Raw genomic sequence first — 14,639 nt, forward strand, 5'->3', positions numbered from 1 at the left:
GCAAGTCTCGTGGAATCTACTAGCGCCCGAGCGGTCGGTGGGGCCGCGGGCGCGAAAACGGGGCCAGGAACCGGTTGGTTCCTGACCCCGTCATGGGTTCGTTACGCGCCGACCTTGACGCGGGCGAAGCCCTGGATCGTGATGCCGGCGTTCTCGGCGGCCTTCGCGACGGAGATCTTGTTGTCCTTCGCGTAGTCCTGGTCGAGGAGCGCGATGCCCTTGATGAAGGCGTTGACGCGACCCTCGACGATCTTCGGGAGGGCGGCCTCCGGCTTGCCCTCTTCGCGCGTGATCGCCTCGACGGTCGCACGCTCCTTCTCGATGGCCTCGGTCGGGACCTCGTCGCGCGTGAGGTACGACGGGTTCGCGAACGCGACGTGCTGCGCGATCGAGCGGGCCTCGGCGGCGTTGTCACCGTCGTAGGCGACGACGACGGCGATCTGCGGCGGCAGGTCCTGGCTCGTCTTGTGCAGGTAGATCTCGAACTTCGAGCCCTCGACACGGCGGACCGTGCGGACCTCGAGCTTCTCGCCGAGCGCGGCAGCGCTCTCGTTGACGACGTCGAGGACGGTCTTGCCGTCGAGCGGCGCCTGGTTCGCGGAGGCGACGTCGGTGGCACCCGCAGCGGCGACCGCAGCAAGGACCTTGTCGGCGAGGGTGGTGAACTTCTCGTTCTTCGCGACGAAGTCGGTCTCGCTCGCGAGCTCGACGACGGTGGCGGCACCGTTGTCGGCGGTCGCGACGACGACGCCTTCGGAGGTGGCACGGTCATCGCGCTTGGCGACGGCCTTCGCACCCTTGATGCGGAGCAGTTCGACGGCCTTGTCGTAGTCGCCGTCGGCCTCGACGAGCGCGTTCTTCGCGTCCATCATGCCGGCACCGAGGTCCTCGCGGAGCTTCTTCACGTCCTGGGCGGTGAAGTTTGCCATTGACTGGCGTCCTTTCTGGACTGTGTGTGATCGGGGAGAGCGGCGTCGAGGGCGCCGGGCCGCGTGGCCCGGCGCCCTCGGACACTCACTCGGCGGGGGTGGTCTCCGCTGCGGCCTCGGCCTCGGCGGTCGGCTCGGCGTTCTTCGCCTCGTCGGCGATCGGCTCGCCGATCTCCTTGGCGGCGACCTGCGCGTCGGCGTCGTTCTCCTCGACGGTGCTGCCCTCGGGCGCGGCGTCGGCGGCCGGAGCCGTCGTCGTCTCGCCACCGAGGAGCTCCTGCTCCCACTCGGCGAGCGGCTCGGCGGCCTCTTCGTCCGAGCCACCGTTGTGGCGGGTCTTGAGACCCTCGGCAGCGGCGTCGGCGATGATGCGCGTCAGCAGACCGACGGAGCGGATCGCGTCGTCGTTCCCCGGGATCGGGTAGTTGATCTCGTCGGGGTCGCAGTTGGTGTCGAGGATGCCGATGACCGGGATCCCGAGCTTCTGCGCCTCGTCGACGGCGAGGTGCTCCTTCTTGGTGTCGACGATCCAGAGCGCGCTCGGGGTCCGCGTGAGGTTGCGGATACCACCGAGGGTCTTGTGGAGCTTGTCCAGCTCGCGCTTCTTGATGAGGAGCTCCTTCTTGGTGAAGCCCTTCGTCGTGTCGTCGAAGTCGATCTCCTCGAGCTCCTTCATGCGCGCGAGGCGCTTGGAGACCGTCTGGAAGTTCGTGAGCAGACCGCCGAGCCAACGCTGGTTGACGTACGGCTGGCCGACGCGGGTCGCCTGCTCGGCGATGGAGCCCTGCGCCTGCTTCTTGGTGCCCACGAAGAGGATCGTGCCACCGTGCGAGACCGTCTCCTTGACGAAGTCGTACGCGCGGTCGATGTAGGCCAGCGACTGCTGCAGGTCGATGATGTGGATGCCCGAGCGCTCGGCGAGGATGAAGCGCTTCACCTTTGGGTTCCACCGACGGGTCTGGTGTCCGAAGTGGACGCCGCTGTCGAGCAGCTGGCGGATGGTGACGACGGCCATGTGCCGTCCTCCTTCTGTGTTCTCGGCGCGCAGCTGTGCTGCGGGCCTGTTGCGGTTGTGTCGAACGCGACCGGAGGTCGCGATCCCTGGTGTCCTGACACACGACCGCCCGCTCGCGAGCGGGACCGGTGGTCGGGTGTCGTGCGTGGACACGCGAAGTCAGCGCGCACGACGGCGCGCTGCTGGAGAAATGCTAACAGACAGGAGGCACGGTGCGGGTCGGACCCGCACCGTGCCTCCTGTCCGCGGTGACGACTACGCCTTCGCGTTCACCGTGTCGCCTTCCGCACTGATGCCCATCTCCTCGAGGGAACGACCCTTCGTCTCGGGGATCTTCGCGATGACGAAGAAGAGCGAGATCAGGGCGAACAGCGCGTAGATGCCGTAGGTCACCGTCAGGTTGAAGCCGGACAGCACCGGGAACGTGATCGTGACGACGAAGTTCGCGATCCAGTTGGCCGCGGAGCCGATGCCGAGCGCCGTCGCGCGGATGCGGTTCGGGAACATCTCGCCGAGCAGCACCCACATGAGCGGACCCCACGTGGCGCCGAACGACACGACGAAGAGGTTCGCGAAGATGAGCGCGATGACGCCCCACGGGCCGGGCAGCTGCGGTGCGCCGTCGACGATGGTGGCCTGCGAGAACGCGATCGCGACCATCAGCAGCGAGATGAACATGCCGGACGAACCCGCCACCAGGAGCGGCTTCCGACCGAGCTTGTCGACCGTGAAGATCGCGATGAACGTCACCGCGACGTTGACCACCGAGGTGATCGTCGAGATCAGGAAGGACTGGTCCTCCTTGAAGCCGACGGCCTGCCAGAGCGTCGTCGAGTAGTAGAAGATCACGTTGATGCCGACGAACTGCTGCAGGACGGCGAGGATGATGCCGACCCAGACGATGGGCTGCAGCCCGAAGCGGTTGCCGCGGATCGAGCCCTTCTTCTCCTTGGCTTCCTTCTCGATGCCGTCCTGGATCTCCTCGAGGCTCGTGTTCACGGTGTCCCGCGGCACGATCTTCGTCATGACCTCGCGGGCGTCGTCCTTGCGGCCCTTCGCGAGGAGGTACCGCGGCGACTCCGGCAGCGTGATCGCCAGGATGCCGTAGACCACCGACGGCACGATGCCGACCAGGAACATCCAGCGCCATGCGGGCAGGCCGGCGACGACCTCGGAGGCGCCGCCCGCCGTGACCGCGAAGAACTGGTCGGACAGGAGCGCGGCGAAGATACCGAGCGTGATCGCGAGCTGCTGGAACGAGGCCAGACGACCGCGGATCGCCTTCGGGGAGACCTCGGAGATGTACGCCGGCGCGATGACCGACGCCGTCCCGATGCCGAGGCCGCCGACGAGGCGCCAGATCACGAAGTCCCAGGTGGCGAAGGCGAAGCCCGCACCGATCGAGGAGACGAAGAACAGCACGGCTGCCCAGAACATCACGCGGGTGCGGCCCCAGCGGTCCGCGAGGCGACCCGCGAAGTAGGCGCCGAACGCGCAGCCGATGAGGGCAGAGGCGACCGCGAAGCCGCTGGCGGCTTCGGACAGCCCGAACTCGCCCTTGATCGCGTCGACCGCGCCGTTGATGACGGACGAGTCGAATCCGAAGAGGAAGCCGCCCACCGCTGCTGCGATGGCGAACGCGGTGACCTTCCCCTTGAACGCACGGTCCTCGCCGTGCCCGGTGGCTGTGTTCGACACGTTGCTCCTGGGTTCTGCCGCCGTGCTGCTGTGCGCACGCTGCCCCGGCGGTCGGTCTGTTCGCCGTCCGAGCGGCGTTGCGTGGTCCGGAGCGGCCCCGACGTTACTCTCCGATCGCCCGGTGGTCATAACCGGGTTCCGCGCGGGGCGCGCGCGCGCGGGGCGCGGCGCGGCGCGCGGCGCGCGGCGCGCGGGGCGGCTCCGCCGCCGCGGTCCGCGGGGCGTCTTCGACACCGCGCCCGTCGATCGACTCCCGCGGTGTCGAACCATGCGGACGCAGGCGATGCCTCCGCATGCGTCGACACGGCGCCAGTCGATCGACTTCTGCCGTGTCGGGAGATGCAGACGCACGCAGGGCGCCGCGTCCTCCACAGCCGGGAGGCTCGCCCCACCATCCACAGATCGGCCGTCAGCCCGGCGGTCCGCGGTTCCAGTGCCGGGGCTGGTCTCATGACTCCACGCACGCTGGCACCGCTCGCGCTGATCGTCCTCGCGCTGCTGCTGACGGCTGTCGGGCTGGGCAGGTCCGATCCGGCATCGTCGGGACCGGGTCCGACACCGACCAGGACCGCTGTGACGGTGACGGTCGCGGCGTCGGATGCTCCGCCGTGGGTGTGGCCGACCGGGTCGCGCGTGGTCGAGCGGGGGTGGGAGCCGCCCTCGGACGACTACGCAGCCGGACACCGCGGGATCGACGTGTCCGCACCCCTCGGTTCCACGGCGGTCGCCGTCGACGACGGCGTCGTGACGTTCTCGGGCCCGGTCGGCGGTCGGACGGTCGTGACCATCGACCACGGCTCGGGGCTGGTCAGCACGCTCGACTCGGTCGTGCCGCGCGTGGCCAAGGGGGATGTCGTCCGTCAGGGGGCACCCGTCGGCGAGGTCGCGGTGGGCCACTGTCCAGCGACCGCGCCGTGCGTGCACCTCGGCGCTCGGCTCGAGGACCGGTACGTGGACCCCACGCCTTACTTGCCGGCGGCGGAGTGGCCCGTGCTGCTCCCGGAGTCGGCGTGGCCGGGGTGAGCTGACTCGTGGGTCCCTGAGGAGGCCGATGAGCGAGAGCCGGCGGGCCGAGCCGAGCCGTGCAGGGCCAGGCCGGGCCAGGCCTGGCCTGGCCTGGCCGGGCCACGCCGTGCAGTGCCAGGCCAGGCCGAGCTGGGTCGGCCGAGCCGAGCTGAGCCGCGTGGGCCGAGCCGAGCCGGGAGGACCGAGCCGGGCCGAGCCGGGCCGGGCCCGGCCTGCAGAGCGCGGAGCCGCGGGTCAGGCGCGGGGGTGCGCCGTGCGGTAGACCTCCCGGAGGCGCGCGGAGGACACGTGCGTGTAGATCTGCGTCGTGCCGAGGCTCGCGTGCCCGAGGAGCTCCTGGACGGCACGCAGGTCCGCTCCCCCGTCGAGCAGATGCGTCGCAGCGGTGTGCCGGAAGGTGTGAGGTCCGCTCGGCCCCTCGCCGGGCAGGTCCTGGAGCAGGCGCGCCACGATCCGGTAGGCACTCCTCACCCCGAGTCGGCCACCGCGATCCCCGAGGAACAGCGCCGCGGCAGCCCCCGGATCCGGCGCCGCGTCGGCGGCACGTGCGAGGAGCGTCGGCCGGCCGCGGGACAGCCACGCCTCCATCGCATCCCGCGCAGGCACCCCGAACGGCACCACCCGTTCTTTGCCGCCCTTGCCGAGCACCCGGACGGTCAGCCGACCACGGTCGACATCGCCGACGTCGATGCCGACGAGCTCGCTCACACGGATCGCCGCGGCGTAGAGCAGTTCGACCAGGGCGACGTCACGGAGCGCTGCCGGGTCGTCCCCCGCCGCCCGCTCCGCGAGGCCGTCGAGCAGGACGCGCACCTGGTCCTCGGACACGACCCGCGGCAGGTGCGACGCTCCCTTCGGCGCCCGGAGGCGGACACCGGGGTCCGTCGGCACGATGCCGCTCTCGCTCGCCCACCGGGTGAAGGCCCGGACGGACGATGACCGCCTGGCGATGCTCGACCGGGCGAGACCACGCTCGTTCGCCTCCCACAGCCAGTCGCGCAGGACGTCGAGCGTCAGCTGGTCGACGCGCTCGACGCCCCGAGCGTCCGCGGATCGGAGGAGGTCCTCGAGGTCGCCCCGGTAGGCCCGGACCGTCTGCTCGCTCAGACCCCGCTCGTGGACGGCGTACCCGAGGAACGCGGCGACCGCACTGCCCAGGGTCCTCGTGCCCGCACCGCCCCGCTCGTCCATGCGACACAGCGTAGGCGCGCCCCGGTCCCCGCCTCACGAGCGCCTCGCCGGAGACGGAGCGGCAGCCCATCCGTCGGGACGTCGGCGGACGAGGCCCTGCAGCTCCGCGAGCGCCAGCGCATCCGTGGCCTCGGCCACCGACATCCCGGACCGCCGGGCGACGTCGACGATCGTGCTCGTCCTTCGACGTCCGAGCGCGTCGACCACCCGGATGACCTCCGGGTCCTCGGCGGGGCCGGACAGGACCAGCGCGGTGTCCTCGAACCCGTCGGTCCCCGAGTGCGCCGTGATCGCCGCACGCGCCGGGTCGTCCGGGTGCACCGCGAGCGTGGCCCGTCCGTCGGCGACGAGTCGGTGACACCCGACGGACGCCGGCGAGGAGAACGCACCGGGCACCGCGAGGACCGGCCGACCGAGCTGCGCCGCGTGGTTGGCGGTGTTGATCGCTCCCGATCGGGCACCGGCCTCGACGACGACCACCGCGTCACCGAGCGCCGCGATGAGTCGGTTCCGCGCGAGGAAGCGCCATCGGGTCGGCCGGGTGCCGGGTGGGGACTCCGCGAGGAGCAGGCCGTGCCGACTGACGTTGCCGAGGAGTTCGACGTGCCCGGTCGGGTACAGCTGGTCGATCCCGCCGGCGAGCACCGCGACCGTCTCGGTGTCGGCTGCGATCGCCACCCGGTGTGCCACCGCGTCGATCCCGTAGGCGCCACCGCTGACCACGGAGCACCCGGCATCGGCGGCCGCTGACGTGATCTCCGCAGCGGCCTCGGCACCGGCGAGCGTGTTCGCTCGGCACCCCACGACAGCGAGGGTCGGGCGGTGCAGCGCCGGCGGCTCGCCCCGACGCCAGAGCACGATCGGTGCGTGCACCTCGAGGTCGTCCAGGCGCTCGGGCCAGTCCCAGTCCCCCGGCAGTACGAGCGCCCCGCCGACGGTGGCCGCGGTACGCACGACCTCGGCCACGTCGATCGCGCTCACCCGCGGACGCCATCGTTCCAGCCCCGCGTCGATCGCGGCCTCGAGCGAGTGCAGGTCGTCCGCTGCGACGCCGCCCGCGTCCCAGCAGGCTCGCACGATCGGGGATGCAGTGCCGCTGGACGATGCACGACCGGTGACCGCCTCGAGGACGAGTGCGAGCGACCGAGCCGCCCCCAGCATCGCGACGAGCGATCCCGCAGTGGCGTCACCCGGCTCGACGACCGTGCTCCAGGCGACCCGCGCCAGGGCGTCCGCCGTGTCCTCCGGCAGCCCCGTCGGCCGGACCGACCGGAGGTCCACCGCACCCGTGCCGGTCGTGCGCGGCGCGGTCACAGCGCGCTCCGGAGTGCGAGGGCGGCCTTGACCTGCTCGTCCCCCGGACGGTCGAGGCCGTCGAGGTCGGTGATCGTCCACGCCAGGCGCATCACCCGGTCCCACCCCCGCATCGTGAGCGTGCCGAGGTCGAGTGCCCGGTCGAGGAACCCCGTCGACCCGGGCTCCGACCGCCCGGCCCCGCGCAGCCAGGTCCCGGCCACCTCGGCGTTGGTGCTCCACCCGGTGCCGTCGAGCCGCGTCGCCATGCGATCCCGTGCCGCCGCGACCATCGCCCGGGCGCCCGCGGTCGACGGGGTCGTCCCGTCCGCTCGACGCATCGCGCCGGTCGTCACCCGCTGGACGTGGACCCGGATGTCGATGCGGTCGAGCAGCGGCCCCGACATCCGGCCGAGGTACCGCCGGACGGTCGTGGCGGTGCACTCGCACGCAGGGCCGCCGAGGTCGGGGCGCGCACCGGCGTGACCGCACGGACACGGGTTCGCTGCGAGCACGACCTGGCACCGCGCAGGGAACTCCGCTGCGCCCGCGGCCCGGTGGACGGTGATCCGCCCGGACTCCAACGGCTGCCGGAGCGCGTCGAGCACGACCCGGGGGAACTCGGGTGCCTCGTCGAGGAACAGGACGCCCCGAGTTGCCCGGGAGACCGCACCCGGCCGGATCGTCCCGGAGCCACCCCCGATGAGCGCAGCAGCGGAGGCCGAGTGGTGCGGGGCCTCCCACGGAGGACGCGTCGTCCACGAGCGCGCTCCGAGTCCTGCGACGGACCGGACGGCAGCGACCTCGATCGCGGCTTCACCCCGGAGGTCGGGTATGATCCCCGGCAACCGTTCGGCGAGCATCGTCTTGCCCGCTCCCGGTGGGCCGAGGAGCAGGACGTGGTGGCCACCGGCAGCCGCGGCGATCATCGCGCGGACGCCCACCTCGTTGCCGACGACGTCCGCGAGCTCCGCCGGGGGCCTCCGGGGGTCGGGCGGTGACTCGACCAGCACCGGGTCGACGTCGACCGCGGGCAGGAGCGCGCCCGCGTCGATCGCGGCGCCACGGAGCGAGGAGACGCCGTGCACCGCGACGCCCGGGACCACCTGCGCCTCTGCGAGGTTCCCGATCGGCACGACCACGCGGTCCACGCCGGCGTCCCGCGCGGCGAGGGTCATCGGGATCACGCCCGGTACCGGTCGGACGCGGCCGTCGAGCCCGAGTTCGCCGATGTAGACGACCCGGCCCGACACCCGCGGAGCGCTGCCGGCCGCGGCGAGGACCGCCATCGCGATCGCGAGGTCGAACCCGGACCCACGCTTCGGGATCGCGGCCGGCGTGAGGTTCACGGTGATCCGCCGCGCCGGCAGCGGGCACCCAGCGCTCGACGCCGCCGATCGGACGCGTTCTCGTGCTTCGCCGAGGGACGTGTCGGGGAGCCCGATGATGCTGAACCCCGGGAGTTGGCTGGTGAGGTGTGCCTCGACCTCGACGAGTCGCCCGCTCACCCCGAGCAGTGCGACCGCGGAGGTCCGGGCGATCTCGGTCACGCGATCGCCTCGACGTGCTCGACGACGGCGTGGTCGCCGAGGAAGTGGACGGCGATGGCGTCGATCCGGATGTCGCGCGCCGACGTCTCCGGGTGCGCGGCGAACCAAGCGGGTACGAGCCGACGCAAGCGCCTGCGTTTCGCTGCCGTGATCGATTCGAGCGGGTGCCCCGTGCTCGCACTCGCCCGGGATTTCACCTCGACGAAGACGACGTCGCCGGATTTCCCGGCGACGATGTCGACTTCACCGCGGGCGCACCGCCAGTTCCGGTCGACCACCGTGTACCCGTGCGCTTCGAGCCATTCGACGGCGATCGTCTCGCCGCGGGCTCCCAATGTCGCTGTTCCCATGCAGCCAGCGTCGCCACGTGCCCGCGAATCCGAACGGCACTGAGCAGACCGGTGGAGAACCGATGACGAACACAAACCTGTGGAGGAACGACGAAACCCGGCCGACCATCACGGTCGACCGGGCTCGGAGCAGTGCGCTCAGTGCGCGGCTGCGTACGCTTCCTGCACCTGGGTGGAGATACGACCACGGGTCGAGACCTCGTACCCGTTCTCCTTGGCCCATTCACGGACCTTCGCGAGCTCTTCGGAATTCCCCCGCTTCGGCGCGGACTTCGACGCGGTCCCGCCGGTGCGGCGCCCGCTCACCTTGCGCGCGGCGGCGACGTAGTCGGAGATCGCTTCACGGAACTTGTCGACGTTGTCGTTGCTCAGGTCGATCTCGTAGGTGGAACCGTCGAATGCGAATTCGACGGTACGGCCTTCGCCTGCGGTGATCGGCGAGTCGTCGAGGTCGTCGACGAGCTGCACGGTGACCTTCTGTGCCATTGGGTACTCCTCTGCACGATGGATGAAATCTCGTTCATCGTAGCGGCGAATACTTCACGCACGGAAATGCACCCGGCGTTTCCCAGCGATTCCGTCGAATTGACGATCACTCGTCGAGTGCGAGTTCCTTCGGGAGTTCGAGTTCACGCGTGGTGAGTTCTTCGACATTGACGTCCTTGAACGTCAGGACCCGGACGGACTTCACGAAGCGATCTGAACGGTAGACGTCCCAGACCCAGACGTCGTTCATCGTCAGTTCGAAGTAGAAGTCGTGTTCGGTGTCGCGGCGCGCGAGTTCCACCTCGTTGGCGAGGTAGAACCGTCGCTCGGTCTCGACCACGTAGCGGAACTGCGACACGACGTCGCGGTACTCACGGTAGAGGGCGAGCTCGACCTCTCGGTCGTAGTCGTCGAATTCGTCGTCATCCATTGCGCCCACAGTCTACGGCGCAGACGCGCCCCTCGGACGAACGTCAGCCAGCGAGCTCGTCGAACCCGTCCAGCGCGACGCTCGACGCCGCATGCAGCCAGCTCTTCCGGTGCAGCGCGTGCGGTCCAACGGCACGGATCGCGTCGTAGTGCGCCGTCGACCCGTACCCCTTGTTCGACGCCCAGGCGTAGTGCGGCGCGTCGTCGTGCGCCGCCACCATCAGCGCGTCCCGCTCGACCTTGGCGACCACCGAGGCCGCCGCCACGGATGCGCAGTCGCGGTCCGCCTTCACGCGCACCACGACGTCGAGCGGCGACGAGACCGGCGCCAGTGTCGGCGGGAGCGCCCGTGAGAGCCAGTCGAACGACCCGTCGAGGACCACGATCGCCCCGTCGAACGACACACCCGATGCCGCCAGGGACGACAGGGCCCTGGCTCCGGCGAGTCCGAGCGCCGGCACGATCCCCTGGTCGTCCACGAACTCGGCGGACGCCATCCCCACCGCGGTCCTGGCCCACCGTGTGACGACCGGCACGAGCTCGGTCCGTCGTGCGGCCGAGAGCAGCTTCGAGTCGGCCAGACCCTGCGGGACGCGGCGGACGTCCACCGTCACCGCGGCGACCCCGACCGCGACGGGTCCGGCGATCGCTCCGCGCCCGACCTCGTCGACGCCGATGACCGTCACGCGCCCCTCGGCGAAGTAGGACTTCTCGAGCCGGAGCGACGGACGGACGGGGGTCACTGGTCCTTCTCCTCCACGCCGGCGAAGACGTTCGGGTAGTCGTCGAGCCACGTCCAGCGGCTGGTCGGCCAGGAGATCACGAACGCACGGCCGGTGACGTCCGACAGCGGCACGAAGCCCTTCGACGGGGTGTCGCCGTTGTACCGGGAGTCCTTCGAGTCGTAGCGGTTGTCGCCCATCACCCAGATCGTGCCCTTCGGCACCGTGACCGAGAAGTCCGTCCCGGATGCGCGGGTCTCCCCCGTCGGCAGCTTCAGGTACGGCTCCTTGAGCGGGACTCCGTTCACCGTCATCTGCCCGAGGTCGTTGCAGCACGCGACCTTGTCGCCGGGCAGACCGATCACACGCTTGATGAGGTGGTCGTCGCTGTCGCCGGTCCCGAGCCCCACCTGGGTCAAGAGCCAGTCGATCGCCTTCGCGGGCTGCGACGTCGGCGTGACGCTCGGCACCTCGGAGCCGGTGAGCCATCCCCCCGGGTCCTTGAACACGACCACGTCGCCGCGCTTCAGCGACACCGCGTCCGGGACGAGCTCGTTCACGATCACCCGGTCGTTGATCTGCAGCGTGTTCTCCATCGACGCCGACGGGATGTAGAACGAGCGGATCAGGAACGTCTTGACGAGGAACGAGACCAACAATGCCGCGAGGAAGATGATGAGCAGGTCGCGGAGGAAGGTCAGGACACCGTTCCGCTGCTTGTGCGGACGAGGCCTGCGCCCCGGCTCCTCGGTGGTGTCGGTCATTTCCGCTCTCGTTCAGGACACAGGCCGGCGCAGCACACCGGCCCACGCGGGCGGTACCCGCGCAAAGGGAAAGCCCCCCGTCGATGCACAACCGTACATGGACGAGGGGCTGCCAGCGGAGTCCGGCTCGCGGACGCTCGCTGTGAAGGCGATCAGTTGTCGCGCTTCTCCTTGATCTTGCGACGGGCCGCCTTGCCGCGCAGTTCGCGCAGGTAGTACAGCTTCGCGCGACGGACGTCACCGCGGGTGACGACCTCGATGTGGTCGATGATCGGCGAGTGCACCGGGAACCAGCGCTCGACGCCGACCTGGAAGCTGACCTTGCGGACCTTGAAGGTCTCGCCGAGGCCGTGGCCCTGACGGCCGATGACGACACCCTGGAAGACCTGGATACGCGAACGCGTGCCTTCGACGATGTTGACGTGGACCTTGACGGTGTCACCGGCGCGGAAGTCCGGGACGTCGGTACGCAGCGATGCTGCGTCGACGTTGTCGAGGAGCTGGCTCATGATTGGGTCACTCTCTGCGGACGCGCACGGGTCGCCGCGGATCGAATTCGGAAAAGTGGTGATGGTGCCCGGTGTCGGCGACTCCCCCGTGGCAGAGTCCAGCCAGGGCACAGCGATCCATCATGCCACACCGACGAGCACCGACCAAACGCGGCCGACCGTGCAGGATGGACGCATGATCGAACTCCGCACCCCCGCTGAACTCGACGGACTCCGCGTCGCCGGGCGGTTCGTCGCCGACGTGCTCGACGAGCTCCTCACGACGGTGGACGTCGGCGTGAACCTGCTCGACCTCGACCGGGTCGCCGCGCGGATGATCGCGGAGCGTGGTGCGGTGAGCTGCTACGTCGACTACCACCCGTCGTTCGGCAAGTCGCCCTTCGGCAAGAACCTCTGCACCTCCGTGAACGACGCCGCGCTGCACGGTCTGCCGTACGACCGCACCCTGCAGGACGGCGACCTCGTCAGCCTCGACTTCGCCGCGAGCGTCGACGGCTGGGTCGCGGACTCCGCGGTGACGGTGCAGGTCGGCACGCACCAGGCCGAGGACCAGCGCCTCATCGACACCGTCGAACGCGCACTCGCCGCCGGCATCGCACAGGCGGCACCCGGCAACAAGCTCGGCGACGTGTCCCACGCCATCGGCGCGGTCGCGCACCAGGGCGGCTACGACGTGAACCTGCAGTTCGGCGGACACGGCGTCGGGCGCACCATGCACGGCGACCCGCACGTCCCGAACGACGGCCGCCCGGGGCGCGGCCTGAAGCTCCGCCCCGGACTCGTCGTCGCGATAGAGCCCTGGCTCATGCAGGGCACCGCCGAGCTCTACCAGGACGACGACGGCTGGACCCTGAAGAGCGTGGACGGCTCCCGTGCTGCGCACGTGGAGCACACCGTCGCGGTCACCGAGACCGGCCCCGAGGTCCTGACCCTGCGTCGCGCACAGCGCGCAGCGTGACCACCTGACGGCCTGGAGGCCCGGTGCCAGCCCGCACCGGGCCTCCCGTCCGTCGATCGGTCCTTCCCACACCGCGCTCCATGGAAAGCGAAAACGCGCGTAGGCGGTCGAAAGAAACGACCACCTACGCGCGATTCAACTCCCCACGCGCGAAACAACCGACCCCGCGCGAACGACCCCGCGCGCGAAACGACCCACCGCGAACGACCGCTCGCACCCCGCCCGCTACGCGTCCGGCAGCAAGTCGGGCCGGACGCGCCGCGTCCGCTCCACCTGCTGCTCGTGCCGCCACGCGGCCACGCGGCCGTGGTGCCCGCTGAGCAGCACCTCGGGCACGTCGAGATCCCGCCAGGAAGCGGGCTTCGTGTAGGACGGGTACTCGAGCAGGCCGTCCTCGTGCGATTCCTCGACGAGGGACTCCGGGTTGCCGACCACACCCGGCACGAGTCGCCCGACGGCCTCGATCATGGCCATCGCCGCGACCTCGCCGCCGTTCAGCACGTAGTCGCCGAGCGAGAGCTCCACGACGGTGCAACGCGACGCCGCCCACTCGAACACGCGGGCGTCGATCCCCTCGTACCGCCCGCAGGCGAACACGAGGTGGTCCGACTCTGCGGCCAGCGACCGGGCGATGGACTGCGTGAACGGCGTGCCGGCGGGCGTCGGGACGACGAGCGTCGACGACCCGTCCGGTCGCAGCAGCGCGGACAGCGCCTGCGCCCACGGCTCCGGCTTCATCACCATGCCGGCACCGCCGCCGTACGGGGTGTCGTCGACGGTGCGGTGCCGGTCGGTGGTCCAGGAGCGGAGGTCGTGCACGTGCAGGTCGAGGAGCCCGCCCTGCCGTGCCTTGCCGAGCAGCGAGACGTCGAGCACCCCGAAGAACTCCGGGAAGATCGTGACGATGTCGATGCGCACGGCTAGAAGGTCTCGGGTCGGGACGTGTCCTCGGGGTCCTCGAACAGGCCCTGCGGCGGCGTGACCGTGACCTGGCCCGCGGCGATGTCGACGGAGGGCACGATCGCGGAGACGAACGGCACCAGGACCTCGCCCCGGTCCGGCGTCGACACGGCGAGCAGGTCCTGTGCCGGCAGGTGGTCGACGCGGGCGACCGTGCCGACGGTGACGCCGTCACGGACGACGTCAAGGCCGACCAGCTGGTGGTCGTACCAGGCGTCTTCCTCGCCGGTCTCCTCGTTCGGGTCCTGGTCGACCCACAGGATCGCCCGCGCGAGTGTCTCGGCGCCGGAACGGTCCGCGATGCCCTCGAAGAAGGCGACCGGGTGGCCGTTGTACCAGCGGAGCTCGTCGATGGCGATGGTCTTCCCCGACCACGGAGAGTCGTCGGGGACCTGGAGCGTGAAGACCGCTCCGTGCGTGAACCGACGATCCGGGTCGTCGGTGTAGAGCTCGAGCTTGAGACCGCCCTTGAGCCCGTGCGCCTTGGTGATGCGACCCACCCGGAGTTGGGTCGCCTCGTCAGGAATCGGTGTCGACCACGTCGACCCGCACCCGCTTGCCATCGGCGAGAGCCGTGACGAGGGTGCGGAGCGCCTTGGCGGTCCGACCGGCGCGTCCGATCACGCGGCCGAGGTCCTCGGGGTGCACGCGCACCTCGAGGACCTCGCCCCGCGCGGAGGTGGAACTGGCGACGCGCACGTCGTCAGGGTGATCGACGATCCCCTTGACGAGGTGCGTCAGCGCGGATTCGAGCAAGGA

At 70.6% G+C, this 14,639-nt stretch carries 17 protein-coding genes; 2 read left to right on the plus strand and 15 right to left on the minus strand.

The window, feature by feature from the left end; translation table 11 throughout:
- Positions 1-101: 101 nt before the first annotated feature.
- The 3 genes from tsf to ACIPJY_RS04225 form a co-directional block, all read right to left on the minus strand.
- On the minus strand, positions 102-929 hold the full coding sequence (gene tsf / locus ACIPJY_RS04215; RefSeq protein ID WP_400459052.1) for a translation elongation factor Ts: 828 nt from the start codon (positions 927-929) through the stop codon (positions 102-104).
- Positions 930-1,014: 85 nt separating this feature from the next.
- Entirely contained in the window at positions 1,015-1,944 is a 930-nt protein-coding gene (gene rpsB / locus ACIPJY_RS04220; RefSeq protein WP_123653734.1) for a 30S ribosomal protein S2, read from the minus strand.
- 255 nt (positions 1,945-2,199) lie between these two features.
- Positions 2,200-3,912, minus strand: coding sequence for a sugar porter family MFS transporter (locus tag ACIPJY_RS04225; protein WP_400459049.1), 1,713 nt, complete (start codon positions 3,910-3,912; stop codon positions 2,200-2,202).
- 180 nt (positions 3,913-4,092) lie between these two features.
- On the opposite strand from ACIPJY_RS04225, the gene ACIPJY_RS04230 reads away from it, so the two are divergent.
- On the plus strand, positions 4,093-4,665 hold the full coding sequence (locus ACIPJY_RS04230; RefSeq protein ID WP_400459047.1) for a murein hydrolase activator EnvC family protein: 573 nt from the start codon (positions 4,093-4,095) through the stop codon (positions 4,663-4,665).
- Positions 4,666-4,902: 237 nt separating this feature from the next.
- On the opposite strand, the gene ACIPJY_RS04235 is transcribed toward ACIPJY_RS04230, so the two are convergent.
- The 9 genes from ACIPJY_RS04235 to rplS all read right to left on the minus strand — a co-directional run bounded on the left by ACIPJY_RS04235 (position 4,903) and on the right by rplS (position 11,962).
- A complete protein-coding gene (locus tag ACIPJY_RS04235; RefSeq protein WP_400459045.1) occupies positions 4,903-5,859 on the minus strand; it encodes a tyrosine recombinase XerC in 957 nt (318 codons plus the stop codon).
- A 33-nt stretch (positions 5,860-5,892) separates the two neighbouring features.
- A complete protein-coding gene (gene dprA / locus ACIPJY_RS04240) occupies positions 5,893-7,173 on the minus strand; it encodes a DNA-processing protein DprA (protein WP_400459042.1) in 1,281 nt (426 codons plus the stop codon).
- On the minus strand, positions 7,170-8,702 hold the full coding sequence (locus tag ACIPJY_RS04245; RefSeq protein ID WP_400459040.1) for a YifB family Mg chelatase-like AAA ATPase: 1,533 nt from the start codon (positions 8,700-8,702) through the stop codon (positions 7,170-7,172). Before ACIPJY_RS04245 ends, dprA begins: the two co-directional genes overlap by 4 nt.
- Positions 8,699-9,052 (minus strand): YraN family protein, encoded by a 354-nt coding sequence (locus tag ACIPJY_RS04250; protein WP_400459038.1) that lies wholly within the window; start codon positions 9,050-9,052, stop codon positions 8,699-8,701. The genes ACIPJY_RS04245 and ACIPJY_RS04250 overlap by 4 nt, the downstream gene beginning before the upstream one ends.
- A gap of 138 nt (positions 9,053-9,190) precedes the next feature.
- Complete coding sequence (locus ACIPJY_RS04255) at positions 9,191-9,538, minus strand: Lsr2 family protein (protein ID WP_400459035.1); 348 nt, start codon at positions 9,536-9,538, stop codon at positions 9,191-9,193.
- Between the two features lie 106 nt (positions 9,539-9,644).
- Positions 9,645-9,968 carry a DUF2469 family protein gene (locus ACIPJY_RS04260; protein ID WP_214978948.1) on the minus strand — a complete coding sequence of 108 codons (324 nt, stop codon included), beginning with the start codon at positions 9,966-9,968 and terminating at the stop codon, positions 9,645-9,647.
- Between the two features lie 43 nt (positions 9,969-10,011).
- Positions 10,012-10,710, minus strand: a complete 699-nt coding sequence (locus ACIPJY_RS04265) for a ribonuclease HII (protein WP_400459032.1) — start codon at positions 10,708-10,710, stop codon at positions 10,012-10,014.
- Positions 10,707-11,453 carry a signal peptidase I gene (gene lepB / locus ACIPJY_RS04270; RefSeq protein ID WP_400459030.1) on the minus strand — a complete coding sequence of 249 codons (747 nt, stop codon included), beginning with the start codon at positions 11,451-11,453 and terminating at the stop codon, positions 10,707-10,709. Before lepB ends, ACIPJY_RS04265 begins: the two co-directional genes overlap by 4 nt.
- Positions 11,454-11,605: 152 nt before the next feature.
- Positions 11,606-11,962, minus strand: a complete 357-nt coding sequence (gene rplS, locus ACIPJY_RS04275) for a 50S ribosomal protein L19 (RefSeq protein WP_400459027.1) — start codon at positions 11,960-11,962, stop codon at positions 11,606-11,608.
- 175 nt (positions 11,963-12,137) lie between these two features.
- Between rplS and map the strand changes: the two genes are divergently transcribed.
- Positions 12,138-12,920, plus strand: a complete 783-nt coding sequence (map, locus tag ACIPJY_RS04280) for a type I methionyl aminopeptidase (RefSeq protein WP_400459025.1) — start codon at positions 12,138-12,140, stop codon at positions 12,918-12,920.
- A gap of 225 nt (positions 12,921-13,145) precedes the next feature.
- On the opposite strand, the gene trmD is transcribed toward map, so the two are convergent.
- Genes trmD through ACIPJY_RS04295 form a run of 3 tightly spaced genes read right to left on the minus strand, consistent with a single transcriptional unit; the run spans position 13,146 to position 14,636 of the window.
- A complete protein-coding gene (gene trmD, locus ACIPJY_RS04285) occupies positions 13,146-13,838 on the minus strand; it encodes a tRNA (guanosine(37)-N1)-methyltransferase TrmD (protein ID WP_400459023.1) in 693 nt (230 codons plus the stop codon).
- 2 nt (positions 13,839-13,840) lie between these two features.
- Positions 13,841-14,443, minus strand: coding sequence for a ribosome maturation factor RimM (gene rimM / locus ACIPJY_RS04290; RefSeq protein WP_400459020.1), 603 nt, complete (start codon positions 14,441-14,443; stop codon positions 13,841-13,843).
- Positions 14,400-14,636, minus strand: a complete 237-nt coding sequence (locus ACIPJY_RS04295; protein ID WP_022905822.1) for an RNA-binding protein — start codon at positions 14,634-14,636, stop codon at positions 14,400-14,402. Before ACIPJY_RS04295 ends, rimM begins: the two co-directional genes overlap by 44 nt.
- Positions 14,637-14,639 lie beyond the last annotated feature (3 nt).

The sequence above is a fragment of the Curtobacterium sp. NPDC090223 genome, from assembly GCF_044746585.1.
GTDB lineage: Bacteria > Actinomycetota > Actinomycetes > Actinomycetales > Microbacteriaceae > Curtobacterium.